This window comes from Caulobacter sp. (assembly GCF_017744445.1).
In the GTDB taxonomy this organism is placed as follows: Bacteria; Pseudomonadota; Alphaproteobacteria; order Caulobacterales; family Caulobacteraceae; genus Caulobacter.
In genome coordinates this window covers 23,175-41,597 of the sequence record NZ_JAGIBH010000014.1, presented here as the reverse complement: position 1 = coordinate 41,597, position 18,423 = coordinate 23,175, and the positions used below count along the sequence as shown (strand labels likewise).

Annotated in this window: 20 protein-coding genes; 12 read left to right on the top strand and 8 right to left on the bottom strand. The window is 68.8% G+C overall.

Features of this window, described 5'->3' with window-relative positions; all coding sequences use genetic code 11:
- Positions 1–188 precede the first annotated feature (188 nt).
- Positions 189–581, top strand: a complete 393-nt coding sequence (locus tag J7528_RS19020; RefSeq protein ID WP_291877630.1) for a DUF6481 family protein — start codon at positions 189–191, stop codon at positions 579–581.
- A gap of 72 nt (positions 582–653) precedes the next feature.
- A complete protein-coding gene (locus tag J7528_RS19015; RefSeq protein ID WP_291877627.1) occupies positions 654–1,439 on the top strand; it encodes a TSUP family transporter in 786 nt (261 codons plus the stop codon).
- On the opposite strand, the gene smc is transcribed toward J7528_RS19015, so the two are convergent.
- From smc to J7528_RS18995, 4 genes are all read right to left on the bottom strand, one after another.
- Positions 1,436–4,876 (bottom strand): chromosome segregation protein SMC, encoded by a 3,441-nt coding sequence (smc, locus tag J7528_RS19010; RefSeq protein ID WP_291877624.1) that lies wholly within the window; start codon positions 4,874–4,876, stop codon positions 1,436–1,438. The genes J7528_RS19015 and smc overlap by 4 nt on opposite strands.
- Before the next feature lie 19 nt (positions 4,877–4,895).
- Positions 4,896–5,501, bottom strand: a complete 606-nt coding sequence (locus J7528_RS19005) for a thioredoxin domain-containing protein (protein ID WP_291877621.1) — start codon at positions 5,499–5,501, stop codon at positions 4,896–4,898.
- Positions 5,501–6,115 carry a DsbA family protein gene (locus J7528_RS19000; protein ID WP_291877619.1) on the bottom strand — a complete coding sequence of 205 codons (615 nt, stop codon included), beginning with the start codon at positions 6,113–6,115 and terminating at the stop codon, positions 5,501–5,503. Before J7528_RS19000 ends, J7528_RS19005 begins: the two co-directional genes overlap by 1 nt.
- Before the next feature lie 114 nt (positions 6,116–6,229).
- Positions 6,230–6,769, bottom strand: a complete 540-nt coding sequence (locus J7528_RS18995) for a DciA family protein (RefSeq protein WP_291877617.1) — start codon at positions 6,767–6,769, stop codon at positions 6,230–6,232.
- A gap of 47 nt (positions 6,770–6,816) precedes the next feature.
- Between J7528_RS18995 and mutY the strand changes: the two genes are divergently transcribed.
- The 3 genes from mutY to J7528_RS18980 all read left to right on the top strand — a co-directional run bounded on the left by mutY (position 6,817) and on the right by J7528_RS18980 (position 9,099).
- Positions 6,817–7,866, top strand: a complete 1,050-nt coding sequence (gene mutY / locus J7528_RS18990; protein WP_291877615.1) for an A/G-specific adenine glycosylase — start codon at positions 6,817–6,819, stop codon at positions 7,864–7,866.
- Positions 7,867–7,868: 2 nt separating this feature from the next.
- Positions 7,869–8,246 carry a VOC family protein gene (locus J7528_RS18985; RefSeq protein ID WP_291877612.1) on the top strand — a complete coding sequence of 126 codons (378 nt, stop codon included), beginning with the start codon at positions 7,869–7,871 and terminating at the stop codon, positions 8,244–8,246.
- Positions 8,247–8,376: 130 nt separating this feature from the next.
- Positions 8,377–9,099, top strand: coding sequence for a hypothetical protein (locus J7528_RS18980; RefSeq protein WP_291877610.1), 723 nt, complete (start codon positions 8,377–8,379; stop codon positions 9,097–9,099).
- Positions 9,100–9,242: 143 nt separating this feature from the next.
- On the opposite strand, the gene ccrM is transcribed toward J7528_RS18980, so the two are convergent.
- Both ccrM and J7528_RS18970 read right to left on the bottom strand, forming a co-directional pair.
- Complete coding sequence (gene ccrM, locus J7528_RS18975; RefSeq protein WP_291877607.1) at positions 9,243–10,319, bottom strand: adenine-specific DNA-methyltransferase CcrM; 1,077 nt, start codon at positions 10,317–10,319, stop codon at positions 9,243–9,245.
- 137 nt (positions 10,320–10,456) lie between these two features.
- Positions 10,457–11,095: a ribonuclease HII gene (locus J7528_RS18970; RefSeq protein WP_291877604.1), complete on the bottom strand. Its 639-nt coding sequence runs from the start codon at positions 11,093–11,095 to the stop codon at positions 10,457–10,459.
- A 120-nt stretch (positions 11,096–11,215) separates the two neighbouring features.
- On the opposite strand from J7528_RS18970, the gene J7528_RS18965 reads away from it, so the two are divergent.
- The 6 genes from J7528_RS18965 to J7528_RS18940 all read left to right on the top strand — a co-directional run bounded on the left by J7528_RS18965 (position 11,216) and on the right by J7528_RS18940 (position 16,201).
- Positions 11,216–13,195 carry an acyltransferase family protein gene (locus J7528_RS18965; RefSeq protein WP_291877601.1) on the top strand — a complete coding sequence of 660 codons (1,980 nt, stop codon included), beginning with the start codon at positions 11,216–11,218 and terminating at the stop codon, positions 13,193–13,195.
- Complete coding sequence (locus tag J7528_RS18960; RefSeq protein WP_291877599.1) at positions 13,192–14,085, top strand: glycoside hydrolase family 16 protein; 894 nt, start codon at positions 13,192–13,194, stop codon at positions 14,083–14,085. Before J7528_RS18965 ends, J7528_RS18960 begins: the two co-directional genes overlap by 4 nt.
- Before the next feature lie 44 nt (positions 14,086–14,129).
- Positions 14,130–14,657 carry a hypothetical protein gene (locus J7528_RS18955; RefSeq protein ID WP_291877597.1) on the top strand — a complete coding sequence of 176 codons (528 nt, stop codon included), beginning with the start codon at positions 14,130–14,132 and terminating at the stop codon, positions 14,655–14,657.
- Positions 14,658–14,731: 74 nt separating this feature from the next.
- Positions 14,732–15,340, top strand: coding sequence for a DsbA family protein (locus J7528_RS18950; protein ID WP_291877594.1), 609 nt, complete (start codon positions 14,732–14,734; stop codon positions 15,338–15,340).
- A 48-nt stretch (positions 15,341–15,388) separates the two neighbouring features.
- Positions 15,389–15,727: a hypothetical protein gene (locus tag J7528_RS18945; RefSeq protein ID WP_291877591.1), complete on the top strand. Its 339-nt coding sequence runs from the start codon at positions 15,389–15,391 to the stop codon at positions 15,725–15,727.
- A gap of 249 nt (positions 15,728–15,976) precedes the next feature.
- Positions 15,977–16,201: a hypothetical protein gene (locus J7528_RS18940; protein ID WP_291877588.1), complete on the top strand. Its 225-nt coding sequence runs from the start codon at positions 15,977–15,979 to the stop codon at positions 16,199–16,201.
- 183 nt (positions 16,202–16,384) lie between these two features.
- Here the strand turns inward: J7528_RS18940 and J7528_RS18935 are convergent, their stop codons facing one another.
- On the bottom strand, positions 16,385–16,975 hold the full coding sequence (locus J7528_RS18935) for a DNA-3-methyladenine glycosylase I (RefSeq protein WP_291877586.1): 591 nt from the start codon (positions 16,973–16,975) through the stop codon (positions 16,385–16,387).
- 128 nt (positions 16,976–17,103) lie between these two features.
- Here J7528_RS18935 and J7528_RS18930 point away from each other — a divergent pair, with 128 nt between their 5' ends.
- Complete coding sequence (locus J7528_RS18930) at positions 17,104–17,529, top strand: hypothetical protein (RefSeq protein ID WP_291877584.1); 426 nt, start codon at positions 17,104–17,106, stop codon at positions 17,527–17,529.
- Here the strand turns inward: J7528_RS18930 and J7528_RS18925 are convergent, their stop codons facing one another.
- Entirely contained in the window at positions 17,530–18,327 is a 798-nt protein-coding gene (locus tag J7528_RS18925) for a folate-binding protein YgfZ (protein WP_291877582.1), read from the bottom strand.
- Positions 18,328–18,423: the final 96 nt, after the last annotated feature.

The following is an 18,423-nucleotide window of genomic DNA, read 5'->3' as shown; positions in this document are numbered from 1 at the left end:
AGGGAGGGGCAAAACGATCCCCATTCGAGACCGGTTAACAGGCCTACCAAAGCCGGGAACCCTTCCTATATGGAGCGTGCTCTTTCGGCGTCACCCCCAATAGGCAAGGGGTGATGCGCCCGATGACGCATTGATTTTTGCGTAAATCTGGGCTTTAGAGCCGCCGCCTCCAAACAACACGAAGATTCATGTCGCACCTGAAGAACACCGGATTCGCCGATCGTATTTCCTCGCAGCAGGAAGCCAAGAAGGCCATGCTGGCCAAGTTCAAGGCCAAGCCGACCGTGCAGGATCCCGATTTCGACAAGCGCGAAGAGCAACGCGCCGCCGAACTCGAAGCCGTCCGCGCCGCCCGCGCCGAAGCCAAGGAAAAGGCCCGCCTTGAAGCCGTGGCTCGCCAAGAGGCGATCATGGCCGTCAAGCGCGCTGAGCGGAAGGAACGCAAGCAGGTGGAAGCCGCCGAAATGCGTATCCGCAAGGAAGAGAAGGCTCAGGCCCGTGACGAGCTCCGCGCCCTGGGCAAGACCAGCAACAGCAAGGCCGACCGCGCCCACCAGTGGGCCAGCCTCTGGGGCAACTGATCCTTTGAGGATGAGGCGGGGACCTTCGGGTCCCCGTTTTCGTTTCGGCTTCCATCCCGCCGAGGGGGCGTCATGGGCTCTGTCCATTTCGAACTTCTGCTCGCCCTCTTCACGGTCGCCGCGCTTGCCGGGGCGCTGGACGCCATCGCTGGCGGCGGCGGTCTGGTGACCCTGCCGGCCCTGCTGCTGGCGGGGCTGTCGCCGGTCCAGGCCCTGGGCACCAACAAGCTGCAGGGCGCGATCAGCGCGCTGTCCTCGACCACGGCCTTCGCCCGCCGCGGCCTGATCGACTGGAAAACCGCCCTGCCGGTCGCCGGCGCGGCCGCCGTGGCGGGCCTGTGCGGCGCGCTGTGCGCCAGCCTGCTGTCGCCGCAGCTGCTGCGCGCGATCGTGCCGCTGCTGCTGATCTCCATCGCCCTCTATTTCGGCTTCTCGCGCGCCCTCAAGAGCGAGGACGTCGCGCCGCGCATGGCGCTGATCCCGTTCGCCTGTTTCGTCACGCCGCTGGTCGGCTTCTATGACGGCATCTTCGGGCCGGGCGCTGGGGCCTTCTACATGGTCGCGATCGTGACCCTGCTGGGCTACGGCGTGCTGAAGGCCACGGCCCACACCAAGCTGGCCAACGCCGCCAGCAACCTGGGCAGCCTGACCCTGTTCATGATCAAGGGCGCGGTCGTCTGGCCGGTGGGGCTGGCCATGGCCGCCGGCGCGTTCATCGGCGCTCAGGTGGGGTCGCGCCTGGCCATGCGCTTCGGCCCCAAGCTGATCCGGCCGCTCTTGGTGGTGATCTCGTGCGCCATGGCGGTGAAGCTGCTGGCCGACCCGGCCAATCCGATCCGTCAGGCGATCGGCTTCTAGGCGACCAGCTTTTCAGCCGTGCTCAGGTCGACGCTGACCAACTGGCTGACGCCGCGCTCGGCCATGGTCACGCCGAACAGGCGATCCATCCGGCTCATGGTCACCGGGTTGTGGGTGATGGCGATGAAGCGCGTCTGGGTGCGCCGGCGCATCTCGTCCAGCATGTTGCAGTAGCGGTCGACATTGGCGTCGTCCAAGGGCGCGTCGACTTCGTCCAGCACGCAGATCGGGGCCGGATTGGCCAGGAACACGCCGAAGATCAGGGCGCTGGCGGTCAGGGCCTGCTCGCCGCCGCTCATCAGGCTCATGCTGGCCATGCGCTTGCCGGGCGGGCAGGCGAAGATTTCCAGGCCGGCTTCCAGCGGATCGTCGCTTTCGATCAGCTTCAGCTCGGCCTGGCCGCCCCCGAACAGCGCCTGGAAGAGGGTCTGGAAGTTGGCGTTGATCACGTCGAAGGCGGCCAGCAGGCGCTCACGGCCTTCGGCGTTCAGCTCCTCGATGCCGGCCCGCAGCTTGGTCACCGCGCCCGACAGGTCGGCCCGCTCGACCCGCATGATCTCCAGGCGGCCGGCATATTCCTGGGCCTCTTCCTCGGCGCGCAGGTTCACCGGGCCGATGGCGTCGCGCTCGCGCTCCAGCGCGAACAGGTGGGCCTCGACGCCAGCGGCGTCCTTCGGCACGGCCACGGCCTCGCCGGCGACGTGGCGGCCCAGTTCCTCGGGCTCCATGCGGGCCTGCTCGCGGATGGCCGAGGCGACCTCGGCGAAGCGCTGGCGGGCGCCGTCCAGGTGGGCGACCAGCGAGGCGCGCTTTTCGCGAGCCTCGCCGGCGGCCTGCTCGGCGGCGCGGGCGGTGCGGTCGTTGTTGAGGCGCAGGGTTTCGGCGGCTTCCAGGGCGTCGCTGGCCTTGGCGCGGCGAGCCTCGGCGGCGCCGAACTCGTCCAGCAACGCGACCAGCTTTTCCTGCAAGGCGGCAGGGGCCTCACGCGCGCCTTCCAGGGCGGCGGCGGCCTTCACGCGGTCGGCTTCGAGGCTTTCGGTGCGCTTGCCGGCGGTCTCGGCGCGCTTGCCCCAGTCGGCGCGGTCGCGCTCCAGGCTCTCCAGGCGACGCTGGCGGCCGGCGCGTTCGCGGGTCTCGACGTCCAGGGCCGTGCGAGCGGCGCTGGCGGCCTCGCGGGCCTGGGCCGAGGCCTGGCGGGCGGCGGCCAGCTGCGGCTGCAGGTCGCCCGAGGTCTGGGCGGCGGCATGGGCCTCGCGCGCGGCGGCCAGGGCGGCGTCGGACTCGACCTTCTCGGCCTCGAAGCGGGCGATGGTGTCGTCCAGCGACTGGGCGCGAGCCGCGCGCGTCGCCTGTTCGCGCTCGAACTTGGCGACCTGCTCGCGGGCGCTGTTCAGCAGGCGCTCAGCGTCGGGCGGACCGCGGCGCTTGTCGCGCAGCAGGTCCTCGACGGCGCGCATGCGGTCGGCTGCGGTCTTCAGGGCGGCGGCGGTGGCCTCGGCGCGCGGCGCCAGGATGTCGATCTCGGCCTCGACCTCGGCCAGGCGCGTGCGCTGCTCCAGCCGCACGGCGGCGGGCTTGGGCGCATCGGCGCGGGCCACGAAGCCGTCCCAGCGCCACAGGTCGCCCTCCTTGGAGACCAGGCGCGCGCCGGGCTTGAGGTCCTTTTGCAGGCGGTCCCCATCGGCGCGTGCCACGACGGCCACGTGCGAGAGGCGGGCGGCGAGGGCGGGCGGCGCCTTGACCAGCGGCGCCAGCGGCTGGGCGCCCTCCGGCCAAGTCGGAGAGGGCGCCTCGGCGCCGCCCCAGTACGACGGCGCCTTGGCGTCCAGGGCCGCGTCCAAATCATCGCCCAGCGCCGCCGCCAGGGCCGCGCCATAGCCCTTGTCAGGCGCGACGCTGTCCAGGGCCGGGGCATGGCCGCTCTTGCTGCGCGGCGCGGTCAGCTGGGCCAGGCCTCGGGCTTCCGTGCGCAGGCGGCCCAGCTGGTCCTCGACATTACGCGCCAGCTGGCGGGCCTGGGCTTCCTGCTCGGCGGCCTTGACGCGCTCGTTCTCGGCCTCTTCCAGCGCCGCCCGCGCCGCTGCGAGCGCGGCCTGCGCATTGTCAAAGCGCTGACGAGCGTCGGCGGCGGCCGGATCGATCTCGGGACCGACGGCGGCGCGCTCGGCCTTGGCCTGATCCAGGGCGCGGTTGGTGCGGTTGGCGCGGGCGTCGGCTTCGGACAGGCGGGCGGCGGCGGCGCGGCCTTGCGCCTCCTCGGCGGCGACGCGAGCAGCCAGTTGCTCGACGGTCGTTTCGGCGGTGGCGCGGGCGGTCTCTGCGGCCTTGGCGGCGGTCTCCAGCTCGGGACCCCGCTCCGGCGCGGCGGCGACCAGGGCGCGGACCTCGGCCAACTCGGCGTCGATGCGGGCCAGGGCGGCGGCGGCGTCGTCCTTGGCCTGGCTCTCGCGGGCGCGGTCGTCGTCGATGCGGGCCAGATCGGTCTTCAGGCGCTCGAACTCGGCCGAGGCGGCCTCGGCCTCGCGCTCGGCGCGGTCCTTCTGGATGGCCAGCTGGCCCAGGATCGCCTGGGCGATGGTCGCCTCTTCCCGCAGAGGGGGCATGGCGGCCTCGGCCTCGGTGATGGCCACCTGGGCGGCGGCGGCGGCGCGAGCGGTCTCCTCGACGGTGCGCGCGGCCTCGGTCGCCTCGCGCTGGGTGCGCTCCAGGGTGTCGCGGGCTTCGGTCCAGCGGGCATAGAGCACCGCGCCCTGCACGGCGCGGATCTCGGACGACAGGCGCTTGTACTTCTCGGCTTGGCGGGCCTCGCGCTTGAGGCGGTTGAGGGCCGTCTCCAGCTCGCGGGCCACGTCCTCCAGCCGCGAGAGGTTGCTCTCGGCGGCCCGCAGGCGCAGCTCGGCCTCGTGGCGGCGGGTGTGGAGCCCTGAGACCCCGGCCGCCTCTTCCAGGATGCGGCGGCGGTTCTGCGGCTTGGCGCCGATCAGTTCGCTGATCTGGCCCTGGCGCACCAGGGCCGGCGAGTTGGCGCCGGTCGAGGCGTCGGCGAACAGCAGCTGGACGTCGCGGGCCCGCACCTCGCGGCCGTTGATCTTGTAGGTCGAGCCGGCCCCACGATCGATACGGCGCACGACTTCCAGCACCGGGTCGTCATTGAACTGGGCCGGGGCCGTGCGGTCGGCATTGTCGATGGTCAGGGCCACGTCGGCATGGTTGCGCGGCGGGCGCGCGCCGCTGCCGGCGAAGATCACGTCGTCCATGCCGCCGGCCCGCATGGCCTTGGCGGAGTTGGCGCCCATCACCCAGCGCAGGGCCTCAAGCAGGTTCGACTTGCCGCAACCGTTCGGGCCAACGATGCCCGTCAGCCCCGGCTCGATCCGGAACTCGGTCGGCTCGACGAAGGACTTGAAGCCCGAGAGGCGGAGGCGCTGGAACTGCACGGAGGCGGTCCCTGGAGGCTCAGCGCTTCGCCGCCGAGGCGAAGGCCTTGGAGAGCACCGCGAAGTCGGCGCTGTGGTCGTACGGCGCGCCGTTGACGAAGAAGGTCGGGGTGCCTTCGATGCCGTCGTCGACACCCTTGGCCATGCGGGCATTGACCGCCTTCAGGGCCGCCTCGTCGTTCAGCGCGGCGCTGAATTGTTCGTCGGTCAGGCCGTACTGCTTGCCGATCGCTTCCAGGCCCTCGAACAGCTTGTCGCTGCGGTAGATCTCTTCCTGTTTCTGGAAGATGGTGGTCAGCACCTCGAAGTACTTCCCGGGGATCCGGCGAGCCAGGATGAAGCCGGCGGCCGCGAACTCGACCGGCGGGGTCAGGAACTCGCGGAACACCAGGCGCACCTTGCCGGTGTCGATGAAGCTCTTGCGCACCTGCGGCTGGACCGTGGTCCACCAGTGGGCGCAGTGCGGGCAGCTGGCCGAGGCGTAGACCACCAGCTGCACCGGCGCCTTGGCCGAGCCCAGCACCATGTCGCCGGGCGCGGGCGGCAGCGGCGCGGCGCGCGCGGCCGAGGCGCTGGCCGTAACGGCCAGGCCGGAAACGAGCAGGGCGCGCCGGTCCAGGGCCATTATTTCGAGGCTTCCGCGATGGCGGCGTCCAGCTGGGCCAGGGTGGCTTCGCCGCCCTCTTCGCCGCCGACCTTCTTGCCGTTGACGACGAAGGTCGGGGTGCCCTGGATCTTGTTGTCCTTCATCAGCTTCTCGAGACGCTGGGCCGACTTGGCGGCGTTCTCGTCGCTGAGGCAGCTGTTGAACTGGTCCTCGCTCATGCCGGCGGCGCGGGCGATGGTCAGCAGCTCGCCGCGGATGTCGCCGCTTTGGAAGATGCTGGCCTGGGCATGGTACAGGGCGTCGGTCACCTGGAAGTACTTATCCTTGCCGGCGCAGCGGGCCAGCATGGCGCCGGCATTGGCCAGGGTCGGCTCGCCGGTCAGGGCTTCGCGGGCCACGTAGTTGACCTTGCCGGTGTCGATGTACTTGGCCTTGAAGGCCGGGAAGACTTCCTCGTTCCACTTGGCGCAGTGCGGGCACGCCACCGAGGCGTATTCCACGACCGTGACCTTGGCGTTCGGATTGCCCAGGGTCATGTCCTCGGCCGAGACCTTCGTGCCCTTGGGGCCGCAACCGGCGAGGCTGGCCGCGAGAGCGGCGACGAGGGTGGCGCGGGTGATCAGCGAACGCATGAAAAGGCCCTTCGGCGGTCGATTGGGAAGTTAAACGCGATTCTCGCTAGCGAGCGAAAAAGGCGCAACTGGGACAGGCGCATCAGCTTTACCGGAGGCCGCTTGTCAACCGGCTCAGCGCTGCGATTGCAGCACGCCGCGACCCAGCTTCAGGAGGGCCTGTTTCAGCTCGCCGTCGGGCTGGTCGGCCAGGCTGTCGGTCAGCTGCTTCTCCTGGGCGGCGTCCAGGGGCGGCTTGCGGCGGCGCACCTGGGAGACCGGCGCGGCCTGCGCCTTCACAGGGCCTTGGACGATGCGCAGGCGGGTGACCACGCCCTTACCCAGCAGCATGTCGAGACGGGCGGTGATCTGCGGGGCCTGGTGCTGGATCAGCGAGGCCACCGGGCCGTCGACCCGCAACTCCAGCGCGCCGCCGTCGCCGTTGCGGCCCTTGATGATGCGGACGGGCTCGGTGCGTCGGGCCAGCGTGTCGCCGACGATCTCGCGCCAGCGGGCCTGCAGCACGGCGGGGCCTTGGCCGAACTGGCTCTCCAACGCCTTCAGCAGCGGGGCCAGGTTCTTGCCGGCCGGCGGCGGGGTGCGGAACTGCGGCTTCGTCCGCTTGGATCGCAGGATCGCGAGAGCTTCTTCCGGCGTGGGCAAGGGGCGGCGCATGCGGGAAGGCTAGCACGAGGGGCGGCCTTCGCGGTAGGCGAGGGGGCATGAAAGACCGTGAAGCGATCCGCTCGGCCCTGCTGGCCTGGTACGACGCCCAGGCCCGCGAGCTGGCCTGGCGCACCTCGCCCGGCGACCGCCGCGCGGGCGTGCGCAGCGATCCCTACCGCGTCTGGCTGTCGGAGGTGATGCTGCAGCAGACCACCGTGCCGCACGCGACGCCGTATTTCCTGAGCTTCACCCAGCGCTGGCCGACGGTCTCGGACCTGGCGGCGGTGGAAGACGGCGACCTGATGGCCGCCTGGGCGGGGCTGGGCTATTACGCCCGCGCTCGCAACCTGCTGGCCTGCGCTCGCGCGGTGGCCAGCCAGCACGGCGGCGTCTTCCCGGACACCGAGGAGGGCCTGCGCGCCTTGCCGGGCGTGGGCGCCTACACCGCCGCCGCCGTCGCCGCGATCGCCTTCGACCGCGCCGCCAATGTCGTCGACGGCAATGTCGAGCGGGTGATGTCGCGGCTGTTCGCGGTCGAGACGCCGCTGCCCGACTCTAAGCCCGAGCTGAAGGCCTTGGCCGGCGAGCTCGTCACCGAAGAGCGCCCCGGCGACTGGGCCCAGGCGCTGATGGATCTGGGCGCCACGGTCTGCAAGCCGAAGTCGCCGCTGTGCGACCGCTGCCCGATTTCCACGTGGTGCGCGGCCTATGCAGGCGGCGCGCCCGAGACCTATCCGAGGAAGACCAGGAAGGCCGACCGCCCCCGCCGCCACGGCGTCGCCTATGTCCTGACGCGCGGCGACCAGATGGCCCTGGTCCGCCGCCCGCCCAAGGGGCTCCTCGGCGGCATGCTGGGCCTGCCGACCAGCGACTGGCGGGCGACGCCCTACACGGACGCTGAAGCGATCGCCGCCGCGCCGGCCGCTGCGGCTTGGCGCGACCTGGGGGCGGTGGAGCACGTCTTCACGCACTTCTCGCTGACCTTGCGCGTGTTCGCGGCGGACGGGGCGAACGACGGCGATTTCGTCTGGACCTCCCGCGAGGGCCTGGGCGCGCTGCCCAGCGTATTCCTGAAGGCGGCAATGGCCGGGGAGCGGCTGATCTGACCATGCCCAGCATCCACCACGTCGCCGTCATCTGTTCGGACTACGCCCGGTCCAGGCGGTTCTATGTTGAGGTCCTGGGCTTTCCGGTGATCCGCGAGGTCTTTCGCGAGGCGCGGAACTCGTGGAAGTGCGACCTGGATGCCGGCAACGCCCAGATCGAGCTCTTCTCGTTCCCCTCGCCGCCGCCCCGGCCCAGCTATCCCGAGGCCTGCGGCTTGCGCCACTTGGCCTTCGCCACGCCGAATCTGGAGGCCGAAGTCACGCGGCTGACCGCCCTGGGCGTCGTCTGCGAACCGGTGCGGATCGATGAATACACCGACCGCAAGTTCACCTTCTTCTCCGATCCAGACGGCTTGCCGCTGGAGCTGTATGAGGCCTGATCCGGCGACCTGATGCGTGGACTATGCAAGCTCTGCTAGGGGGAAGTCGGACGTCGACAGGAAGCTGCCATTGGATGAATTTGCTTGGAGGCAGAGCTTCTGAAGCGCGGTGCTTCCGCTTGGAGGGGGGATGTTTGAAAGGTTCTATGATCAGCGCCTACGCGCACAGGAAGAAGACGGCCGAACTTCATGGACAATAGCGCTCGCGCACGGAGCTGGGCTCGTTACGCTCGGTGGCCTTATCGGCAACGTTGAAGATGTGAACTATGCCGTGGCCCAGCTGTGGCCCGCGCTGACCTGTTTTGGCGCCGGTCTGGCCTTCTCGGTCGCTTCGGTTCAGCGCCACGCTGTCGTCGTGGCCGTGCAACTTGGTGTCACGGTGATTGAGGGGCGGCGCGAGAAAATTGTCGAACAACGGGGTACGAGGCCTACAGATGTATTCGCTCCGCTCGACCTTTCGGGTGCTCGCCACGTATTTGGAACCGAAGAGGCCGCTGTGCAGGCCTATCTCTCATTCGTGAAGGGCAGCATCGAACGAGATCAAACTCGAGAGGCCGAGCTCGATACTGCTTTCGCGGCAAGCGAATTGGAGTTGCGGGAGAAAGTTTCTGAATGGGCTAAGGAAAAGAACCTATTCATCAAGCTTCAGAGTATAGCTATCGGCTGCGCTTTCGCTGCCGCTGCTGCCCTTGCTTTCGCAGGCCTGCATGGGCTCCAACCCAAAAGTAAGCCAGCAGCGGAACCTGCGCGAAAGGTTGTGTCTGCGCCCTTGGCGGTACCCAATTCAGCGGCCACGCCATCGCTTCGGCCTAAAGGCCCAACACCGTCAACTCCGATCGCCCCGGCGAAGTGATCCGCCCGATGAGCTAAGGGTCTTGGTAGCCTTTTGGGGGGAGCTAGGTCTGAGGCGGACGACGGCAACGTCCGCCTCAGCGGCGAAAGCCGGCCTCCAGCCTTTCGGCGGCGACCGGGTTATGAGCGCCAGGCCTACGAGGCCTAGTTCATCCCCGCGCGCACCTGGGCCCGCAGCACATCAATCGGCGCCAGGCCAGCGTCGGTCTTGAAGTGCCAGTAGGTCCAGCCGTTGCAGGCGGGGGCCGACTGCACCAGGGCGCCGATCTTGTGGATCGAGCCCGACAGGTCGCCGACCGTGATCGAGCCGTCCGGGCGCACCTTGGCGGCGTGGGCGCCCTTGCTGCAGTAGAGGGTGTCGCCCGGCGACAGCAGGCCGTTCTCGATGATCGTGCCGAAGGGCACGCGCGGCTCGGCGCGCTTGGAACCCATGACTTCCAGGTCTTCTGGGGCGATCGGCACGACCTTGGCGATGCGGGTCTTGGCGTGTTCGAGATATTCGGCTTCGCGCTCGATGCCGATGAACTTGCGGCCCAGGCGCTTGGCGGCCGCGCCGGTGGTGCCGACGCCGAAGAACGGATCCAGGATCACGTCGCCCGGCTTGGTCGTCGACATGATGACCCGATAGAGCAGCGCTTCCGGCTTCTGGGTCGGGTGCGCCTTCTGGCCGTCGGCGCCCTTGATGCGCTCTTCGCCGGTGCACAGCGGGATGGTCCAGTCCGAGCGCATCTGCACCTCGTCATTGGCCATCTTCAGGGCGTCGTAGTTGAAGGTGTAGCGCTTGGCGTTCTGGCTCTTGGAGGCCCAGATCAGGGTCTCGTGAGCATTGGCGAAGCGGGTGCCCTTGAAGTTGGGCATCGGGTTGGACTTGCGCCAGACGATGTCGTTCAGGATCCAGAAGCCCAGGTCCTGCACGGCCACGCCGACGCGGAAGATGTTGTGATAGCTGCCGATCACCCAGATGGCGCCGTCATCCTTCAGGACGCGGCGGGCGGCCTTCAGCCACTCGCGGGTGAACTTGTCATAGGCGGCGAAGCTCTCGAACTGGTCCCAGTGGTCGTCGACCGCGTCGACCTTGGAATTGTCGGGACGCAGCAGGTCGCCGCCCAGCTGCAGGTTGTAGGGTGGATCGGCGAAGATCAGGTCGACCGACTTCTCCGGCAGGGCGTTCATCTGCTCGATGCAGTCACCCAGGATGATGGTTTCCGGCCCGAACTTCATGGTCCCGTTCCTTTAGAAAGCGAACGGAATCATGAGTCTTGCTGGTAAATGCCAGGTGATCAGACGTGGTTAGCGGGGCGTTAACTCTACCCGGAAGCGACCATTTGAGTCTGGTCAGACTCAAAACTTGTGGATGATCAAAGATCTAGCGCTTCGGTCACGCCGAGCTCGCCGGCCAGGGCCGCCTTCACCGGGGCCCAGCCCAGGCGGTGGATCGGCGAAGGGCCAAGCTTGCGCAGGCCTTCGACGTGGATCGGGGCGTGGTAGCCCTTGTGGCCGGCGAAGCCGTAGCCGGGATAGACCGCGTCCATCTCGACCATGATCCGGTCGCGGGCTTCCTTGGCCAGGATCGAGGCGGCGGCGATCGAGCACGACAGGCTGTCGCCCTTGACCACGGTCTTGACCTCGCACGGCAGTGGGAAGCGGTAATTGCCGTCGACCAGGGCGAAGACCGGCGTCACGTGCAGGCCCTCGACCGCGCGGCGCATGGCCAGGCCGGCGGCGTGCAGGATGTTCAGCTGCGCGATCTCCTCGATCGAGGCCATGCCCACGCACCATGAGATGGCGACGGCCTTGATCTCCTCCTCCAGGGCCGCGCGGGCCTTGGCGGTCAGTTTCTTGGAGTCGTTGAGGCCCTTGGGGATGCGGTCGGGATCCAGGATCACCGCGCCGGCGCTGACTGGCCCGGCCCAGGGACCGCGTCCGGCCTCGTCCACCCCGCAGACAGGACCCTGTCCGCAGGCCAGTTCCAGCATCATGTCGGGCCCGGTGCGCATGAGCCGGTGTTTAGGCGTGTTCGGGAGGACGGGAAAGAAGTTTACGGGCGTAATAATTTCTATTGACGATCGGGCGTCGCGTCGCTCACCGTGATTACGACTGTAGTTTCGGGGGCGAGCATGGATCTGGAGTATCGGCGCGACATCGACGGGCTGCGGGCCGTGGCGGTGGCGGCGATCGTCATCCACCACGCCTTTCCGAGCCTGCTGCCCGGCGGCTTCGTCGGGGTGGACGTGTTCTTCGTCATCTCGGGCTACCTGATCACGCGGCTGATCGCTGAGGCTCGCGATGGCGGCAGCTTCTCGTGGGGCGGGTTCTACCTGCGGCGGGCGCGGCGGATCGTGCCGGCTTATCTGCTGGCGGTGCTGGTCACGGCGGCGCTGGCGGCGTGGATCGAGATGCCGCGCCTGCTGGCCATGACCGGGGCGGCGACGGCGGCCTCGGGCCTGTTTCTGACCAACATCCTGTTCACCCAGACCGCCGGATACTTCGCGCCGGGCGCCCAGCAGAACCCGCTGCTGCATCTGTGGTCGCTGGGCGTGGAGGAGCAGTTCTACCTGGTCTGGCCGGCGCTGATCGCGCTGCTGTCGCTGAAGCCGTTGCGGGGCCTGCGGGCCAGTCTGGCCTTGCTACTGCTGGTTGGCTCACTCGTGCTGGCCCAGGCGATGGTCGCCAGCAACTGGGCCTTCTTCGGCCTGCCGATGCGAGCGTGGGAGTTCCTGGCCGGCGGGGTGCTGGCCCTGGGCCTGGTCAAGCCGCCGCAGGATCGGACCACGGCCAAGCTGGCCGGGATCCTGGGCGGGCTGGCGATCGCCGGCAGCCTCATCTGGCTGAACGAGGCCAGTCCCTTTCCGGGGCTGTCGGCGATTCCGGTCTGCCTGGGGACGGCGCTGCTGGTCTGGAGCGGATCGGGCGCTTACCCTGGCTTGGCCCCGCTGCGCCTGGCGCCGGTGGTCGGGCTGGGGAAGGTCTCGTATTCGCTCTATCTGTGGCATTGGCCGCTGCTGGTTCTGGCCGCCGATGTCGCCCAACAGCCGCTGACCATGCTCCAGCGCCTGGGCCTGGTCGGTCTGGCGCTGGTGCTGGCGATCCTGAGCTGGCGCTTCGTCGAGCAGCCGTTCCGGCAAGGACGGACCGACCGGCCCTGGCGGCGCCTGGGCCTGATGCTGCTGCCCCTGCTGGCGCCGATCGCCGTGGGCGCGCTGCTGTTCTTCACCCAGGGCCTGCCGGGCCGCCTGTCGCCCGACGCCAAGGCGCTGGCGGACCTGGAGGAGACCGACGTCAATCCGGCCCGCAAGGCCTGTTTCGAAAAGCGTGGCGGGGACGACGTCTGCCGCTTCGGCGCGAAGTCCAACGTGGAGGGCGACGACGTCCTGGTCTGGGGCGACTCCCACGCCGACGCCGTGACTCCGGGTGTCATGAACTGGGCCGTGGCGCGGGGCTGGAGCGTCCGCGAGGTGGCGCGCGGCGGCTGCCCGCCGCTGGTCGGCGTCAGTGTCCGGACGATGTACCGCTTCAAGCTGGAGTGCGAGGCGGCCGCCGACCAGGTGCTGGACCGGATCACGGCGGACAAGCGCCTGAAGCTGCTGGTGCTGTCGGCGCGCTGGCCGCTCTATCGCGACGCCCCGCCGTTCTACGACGTCAACTCGCCGCGCGTGACGATGGAGGCGGATGGCAAGCGGGCGCGTCTGTCGGGTGCGCTGGGTCGCACGCTGCGGGCCATCGCCCAGCGGCGTCCCGACCTGCGGGTGCTGATCGTCGGTCCGGTTCCGGAGCTGACCCTGGGCGCGCCGGAATGTCTGGGGCAGTCCGCCCAGCTTGGTCTGGACCGGGCGCGCTGCGCCAGCGTCGACGCCGAGCTGCCTCTTTCTCGCGCCGGTCCGGCCGAGGATGCGATCCGCGCGGCGATCCAGGATCGTCGGGGCGTCACGGCGGTGTTCCCGTCGCAGACCCTGTGCGTCCACGGCCGATGCCTATCGATGATGGACGGCGAACCGATCTATTTCGACGACGACCACCTCAGCGCCTCGGGCGCGCGGCGACTGGTTCCGGCCTGGCTTGACGCGGGGTGGCAGGCGCTTGAGCATCCGGGGTCATGAGTATCAAGTCGATCGTCGCCGCCCTCGCCCTATTGTCCGCAGCCGCGCCCGTTCATGCGCAAGAGGAATGGAAACAGGTCTGGTCCGACGAGTTCGACGGCGACCGGCTGGACCCGGCCAAGTGGACCCATGCCGCCGACTGCGGCGGCGGCGGCAATGACGAGCGCCAGTGCTACGAGCTCAGCCCCGAGACGGTGTCGGTCAAGGACGGCCTGCTGCGGCTGACCACGATCAAGCGCAAGACCCGGGGCCTGGCCAATCCCTGGGCCGGTCCGACCGGGCCGATGAAGACCGGCGACTACGCCTCGGGCAAGGTCCTGACCCAGGGCCTAGCCAGCTGGCGCTACGGAAAGTTCGAGGCGCGGGCGCGGGTTCCGGGCGGCCAGGGCGTGTGGCCGGCGATCTGGATGATGCCCGAGCTGTCGACCTATGGCGGCTGGCCCAAGTCCGGGGAGATCGACATCCTGGAAACCGTGAACCTGGGCGCGGCCTGTCCTCAGATGGGGCCGGGTTGCGAGGGCGGTCGCGAGAACCGGATCTTCGGCACGATCCATTTCGCCGGCGACGCGGCCGGGGCGCACAAGCAGGTCAGTACGAGCACGCCCATGCCCGCCTCGCCGGACGGCTTCCATGTCTACGCCGTCGAGTGGACGCCCGAGGCGATCACCTGGTTCGTGGACGGACAACAGTACGCTCAGGCCAAGGCCGCTGACTGGAAGCGCGACGACCAGCCGGTCGGCGCCGCGCCGTTCGACCAGCCCTTCCACCTGATCCTGAACCTGGCCTTCGGCGGCCGCTGGCCCGAGGGCGCCAATGCCAAGGGCGTCGACGAGGCGGCCCTGCCGGCGACGATGGAGGTCGATTGGGTGCGGGTCAGCCAGCGGCCCTAGTGCGCAGCGCACGGCCGCTCTAGAAGCGAGCCGGGGGACCTCTCATGACGCTGCTGACCTACGCCGTGCCGCTGCTGTGGCTGACCGCTTCGGCCGGAGCGTTCTTCCTGGTGTTCAAGCCGCGGCCGCGCTGGTCGCTGGTCGGCACGCCCGCGCGGGCGCTGGTCGCATTCGTCGTGGTGTTCGTGGCCGGCGGCGCGCTGACCGCCGTGACCCGGCCGGACGATACGCCGGCGCCCAAGCTCGTCATCCCGGCGCGGCCGGCGAACCTGCCCGAGCCGGCCCTGGTCCGCGCCCATCCCGAAAACTATCTGACCCTGGGCAAGGTGACCTTCATCCGCGGCAAGACGGGCTCGCTGCTCGCCACCGGGCGGGCGGACAACATCTCAGGCCTGCCGCTGCGGGATCCGACGGTGCGTTGCCGGATGCCGGGCGGCGAGGTCTCGGCCACCGTCCATGCGGTCGTATCGGCCGGTGGCAGCCTGGTCTTCGCGGCGGTCGATATGGGCCGGGTCGACGGCGCCTGGGACCACGGGGACTGCGCCATCACCAAGGCGCAGGTCGCTGGATAGGCGCGGCGTGCGCCTTGCGGAGGACACAACCGCCCGTATGGTGTCGCTTCCGGTTCAGGGAGGAACTCCAGTCGATGCGTAGTGTGAAGATCGCGGTCGCCGCGTTGATGGCTCTGGCCCTGGCGGCCTGCGGCCAGCCGAAAGCCTATCAGGCCCTGCCGGACGACATGGAGATGGGCAACAAGGACGCCAAGATCACGGTCGTCGAATACGCCTCGGTCGGCTGCCCGGTCTGCGCCAAATGGCAGGCCGAGGTCTATCCGGCCTTCAAGGCCAAGTATGTCGACACCGGCAAGGTGCACTACGTGTTCCGCGAGATGCTGGTCGGGGGGACCGAGGAGGTCACCGTGGCCGCGGGCGGCTTCCTGCTGGCGCGCTGCGCGGGCAAGGACAAGTACTTCGCCGTCAACGACGCGATCTTCGCCGCCCAGCCGGGGATCTTCTACTCGCCGCGCGAGACCCTGTCGGACATCGCCAAGTCGGTCGGCATGAGCCAGGACCAGTTCGAGAAGTGCGTCAGCGACGAGGCCCAGATGACGGCCCTGAACACCCGCGTGCAGAACAACGCCAAGGCCCACGACATCAACGCCACCCCGACCTTCGAGATCAACGGCCGCAAGATGGAGCCGGGCTATCACACCCTGGCCGAGATCGACGCGGCGATCGAGAATGCGGGCAAGTAAGGGGCCGGCGCGCCCCGAGGCGGCGAGATGACAGGTCAGTCCAGACGGGTGCGTATCGTCGCCGTTCCAGAGGGAGAAGCGCCCCTCTGGGTGCGAGAGCGATGGGTCGGTCTTGAGCTTTCGATCGCGCCGGATCAGCAGGGGCCTGAGACCACGCTCGGCCATGGCGTCCTCAGCGGGCCGCCGCCAATCACCCTGGGTGATTTCGAGGCCGGGCGGCGTGGCCGTCCGGTCGTGACCAGCGGCTATTTCGTGAAGGCGATCGACGCGATCGAGGCGCTGGAACGCCAGGCCCCGGACGCGGCGACGTGGTGGCGCACCCACGCGCCGCCATCGAAGTCGTCTTGGCTGATATTCGAGAAAGAGTGCTGCCGGCCTCTAGAGTGAGGTCGGTTTCCACCCTTGGCGGACGCGCATCCCTCTCCCCTTGAGGGAGAGGGTGGCCTGCGAAGCAGGTCGGGTGAGGGGTTGCGCTCCGCTATCCGGATAGGCCTTTCGACCCCTCATCCGTCGCCTGACGGCGACACCTTCTCCCGCAAGGGGAGAAGGACCCACGTAGGTCCGCTCTCAACCCATGGCGGGCCTTGTCCCTCAAATGGAACGGATTTACCTAGGGTTGTTTATTGGGGTTCTACGATGGTGCTCGCGCGCAGGGTTCTTTTGGCCGCTTCAGTGGCTTCGTTCATGATGGGCGCAATAGCGCTCGCTGCCGGCGTTGCGATTGGCATTATCGACCACGCGGTCGCGAGGGTTTTCCCCCCACTGATCAAGGCGTTCTACTTCGCGTTTGCTGGGGCTGCTGGACTCGTGCTGTGCGGAATCGACCGGAAGCTTGAAGGTCTGGCTTACGATCGGGATTGAAGCCAGCAGCGAGGTCGGTCTTCCACCCATACTTGCCCCCCGCGCTGACGCGCTCCTCCCCCTTTAAGGGGAAAGAAGGAGCGCGATCACCTTCCGCCCCCTCTGGGGGCGGACGACCGCGTAGCGGTCAGGTGCGGGCCAGCGGCGGTGGCCGCGCTCCACCCTTAGCCGACCTATCCACCGTCAGCGCCGATGGCCCATCGCCCTGCACTCGTCATGGCGGAAGCAGGTCACCAGGTGGTCGTTGACCAGCCCCGTGGCCTGCATGAAGGCGTAGACGATCACCGGGCCGCAGAACTTGAAGCCTCGAGCCTTCAGGGCCTTGGACATCTCGACGGCCAGCGGCGTCTCGGCCGGGACCTGGCCGGCCTGCCAGTGGTTCTGGATCGGCGCGCCGCCGACCATGTCCCACAGGAGCTGGCCGAAGTCCTCGCCGCGCTCGCGCATGTCCAAATAGATCCGTGCGCCTAAGATGGCCGCGTCGATCTTGCCGTTCGAGCGGATGATGCCGGCGTCGGCCATCAGCCGGGCGCGGTCGGTCTCGTCGAAGCGGGCGACCTTTTCCGGATCGAAGCCGGCGAAGGCGGCGCGGAAGGCCTCGCGCTTGCGCAGGATGGTGATCCACGACAGTCCGGCCTGGAAACCGTCCAGGACGAGCTTCTCCCACAGGGCGCGGCTGTCCCACTCGGGCACGCCCCATTCGTGGTCGTGATAGGCCTCGTAGAACGGGTCGCCGTTCATGCCCTTCCAGGTGCAGCGCGCGTGCTCGGTCATGCGGCGAAGCTAGCAGAAGCTGGCCGACTGACCAGAACTTTTCGGGAACATTGTTTCACGAGCGACTGAATTGTCCGTCTCGCGCGTTGGAAGGTCCAGAGGGATCGAACCAACGGAAGGAGACGCCGATGAAGCGCCTCAAGACCTTGGCCATGCTGGCCCTGGCGACGACGGCCATGACGGCCACGCCCGTCCTGGCCCAGCGCCATCATGACCGTGACAACAATCCGCCCGGCCCGCGCGGCGGTCCCGGAACCAACTGGGAGAACCCGCCCGGCTGGCGCGGCGGTCCCGGCGCCTCGCCCGACCGCCGCTACTATCGCTGGAAAGGTCAGCGGGTCGAGTTCCGCTATCGCGACGGCTACTACTACAACCGCGCCTACGGCTATTATCACCCGCGCTTCGGCTGGTGGAATCCGCGCGCCAAGTGCTGGTTCGACAACGACAACAACCCGCCCGGTCCGCGTGGCGGCCCCGGCACGAACTGGGAGAACCCTCCCGGTTGGCGGGGTGGTCCGGGCGCTTCGCCCGATCGCTACGGCAGCTGCCGCTAGCTAGATGAGCCAGGTCGGCCGGTCCACCTGGACTGGTCGGCCGTCGGCCGTCAGGGCCGCGCCTTCGATGCGGTCCAGCCGCAGGATGGCCATGGCCCGGCCGTCACCGCCGCTCAGCACCTCGCCGGCGCGCAGGTCGCCCGCCAGCACCTCGGTGCCGAAGGCCGGGGCAGGGCCGTCGAAGGTGATCGGCAGCATGCGGTTCTTGATCGTGCCGCGCCGCTTCATGCGGCTGGTGGTTTCCTGGCCGACGAAGCAGCCCTTCTTGAAGTCGATCCCGGCCAGCAGGTCGAAATCGGCCTCGATCGGATAGTGGGCCTCGCTGCCCCAGTCGGCGGGGCCGGGCACGCCCAGCGACAGGCGCCAGGCTTCGTAGTCGGCTTCAGTGCTCTCGGCCTCGCAGTGACCGTAGGCGCGCGCGCCCAGGGCCGGTAGGCGCGGGTCGGCGAAACCCCCAGCCATCGGCTCGCCGAACGCGGCGATGACCTTGAAGTCGCTGGCCTCCAGCGTCACCTTGGCCCGTAGGCGGTACATCGTCAGCCGCGTCAGGATCGCGTCGCGGTGCTCGGCCGCCACGTCCAGCAGCGCGCCGTCGCCCATCTCTTTCGGATTTGCCGCCACGAACAGGTCGTAGAGCAGCTTGCCCTGCGGCGTCAGCAGGCCTGCGAAGCGCAGTTCGCCCGGCTGGATGGTCTCGACATCCTGGGTCAGCAGGCCCTGCAGGAAGCTCTTCCAGTCCGGACCGGACACGGCGATGACGGCGCGGGACGCCAGGTGGGCGGTGCGAAGAGAACTCATGATGGCGATATAGGCTCGACCGCGCCGCCTCGCCAACGGCGCCACGCGACGTTCGGTCGCAGGAAGTCAAAAGCTTAGCTGTTATAGCGGGATGCG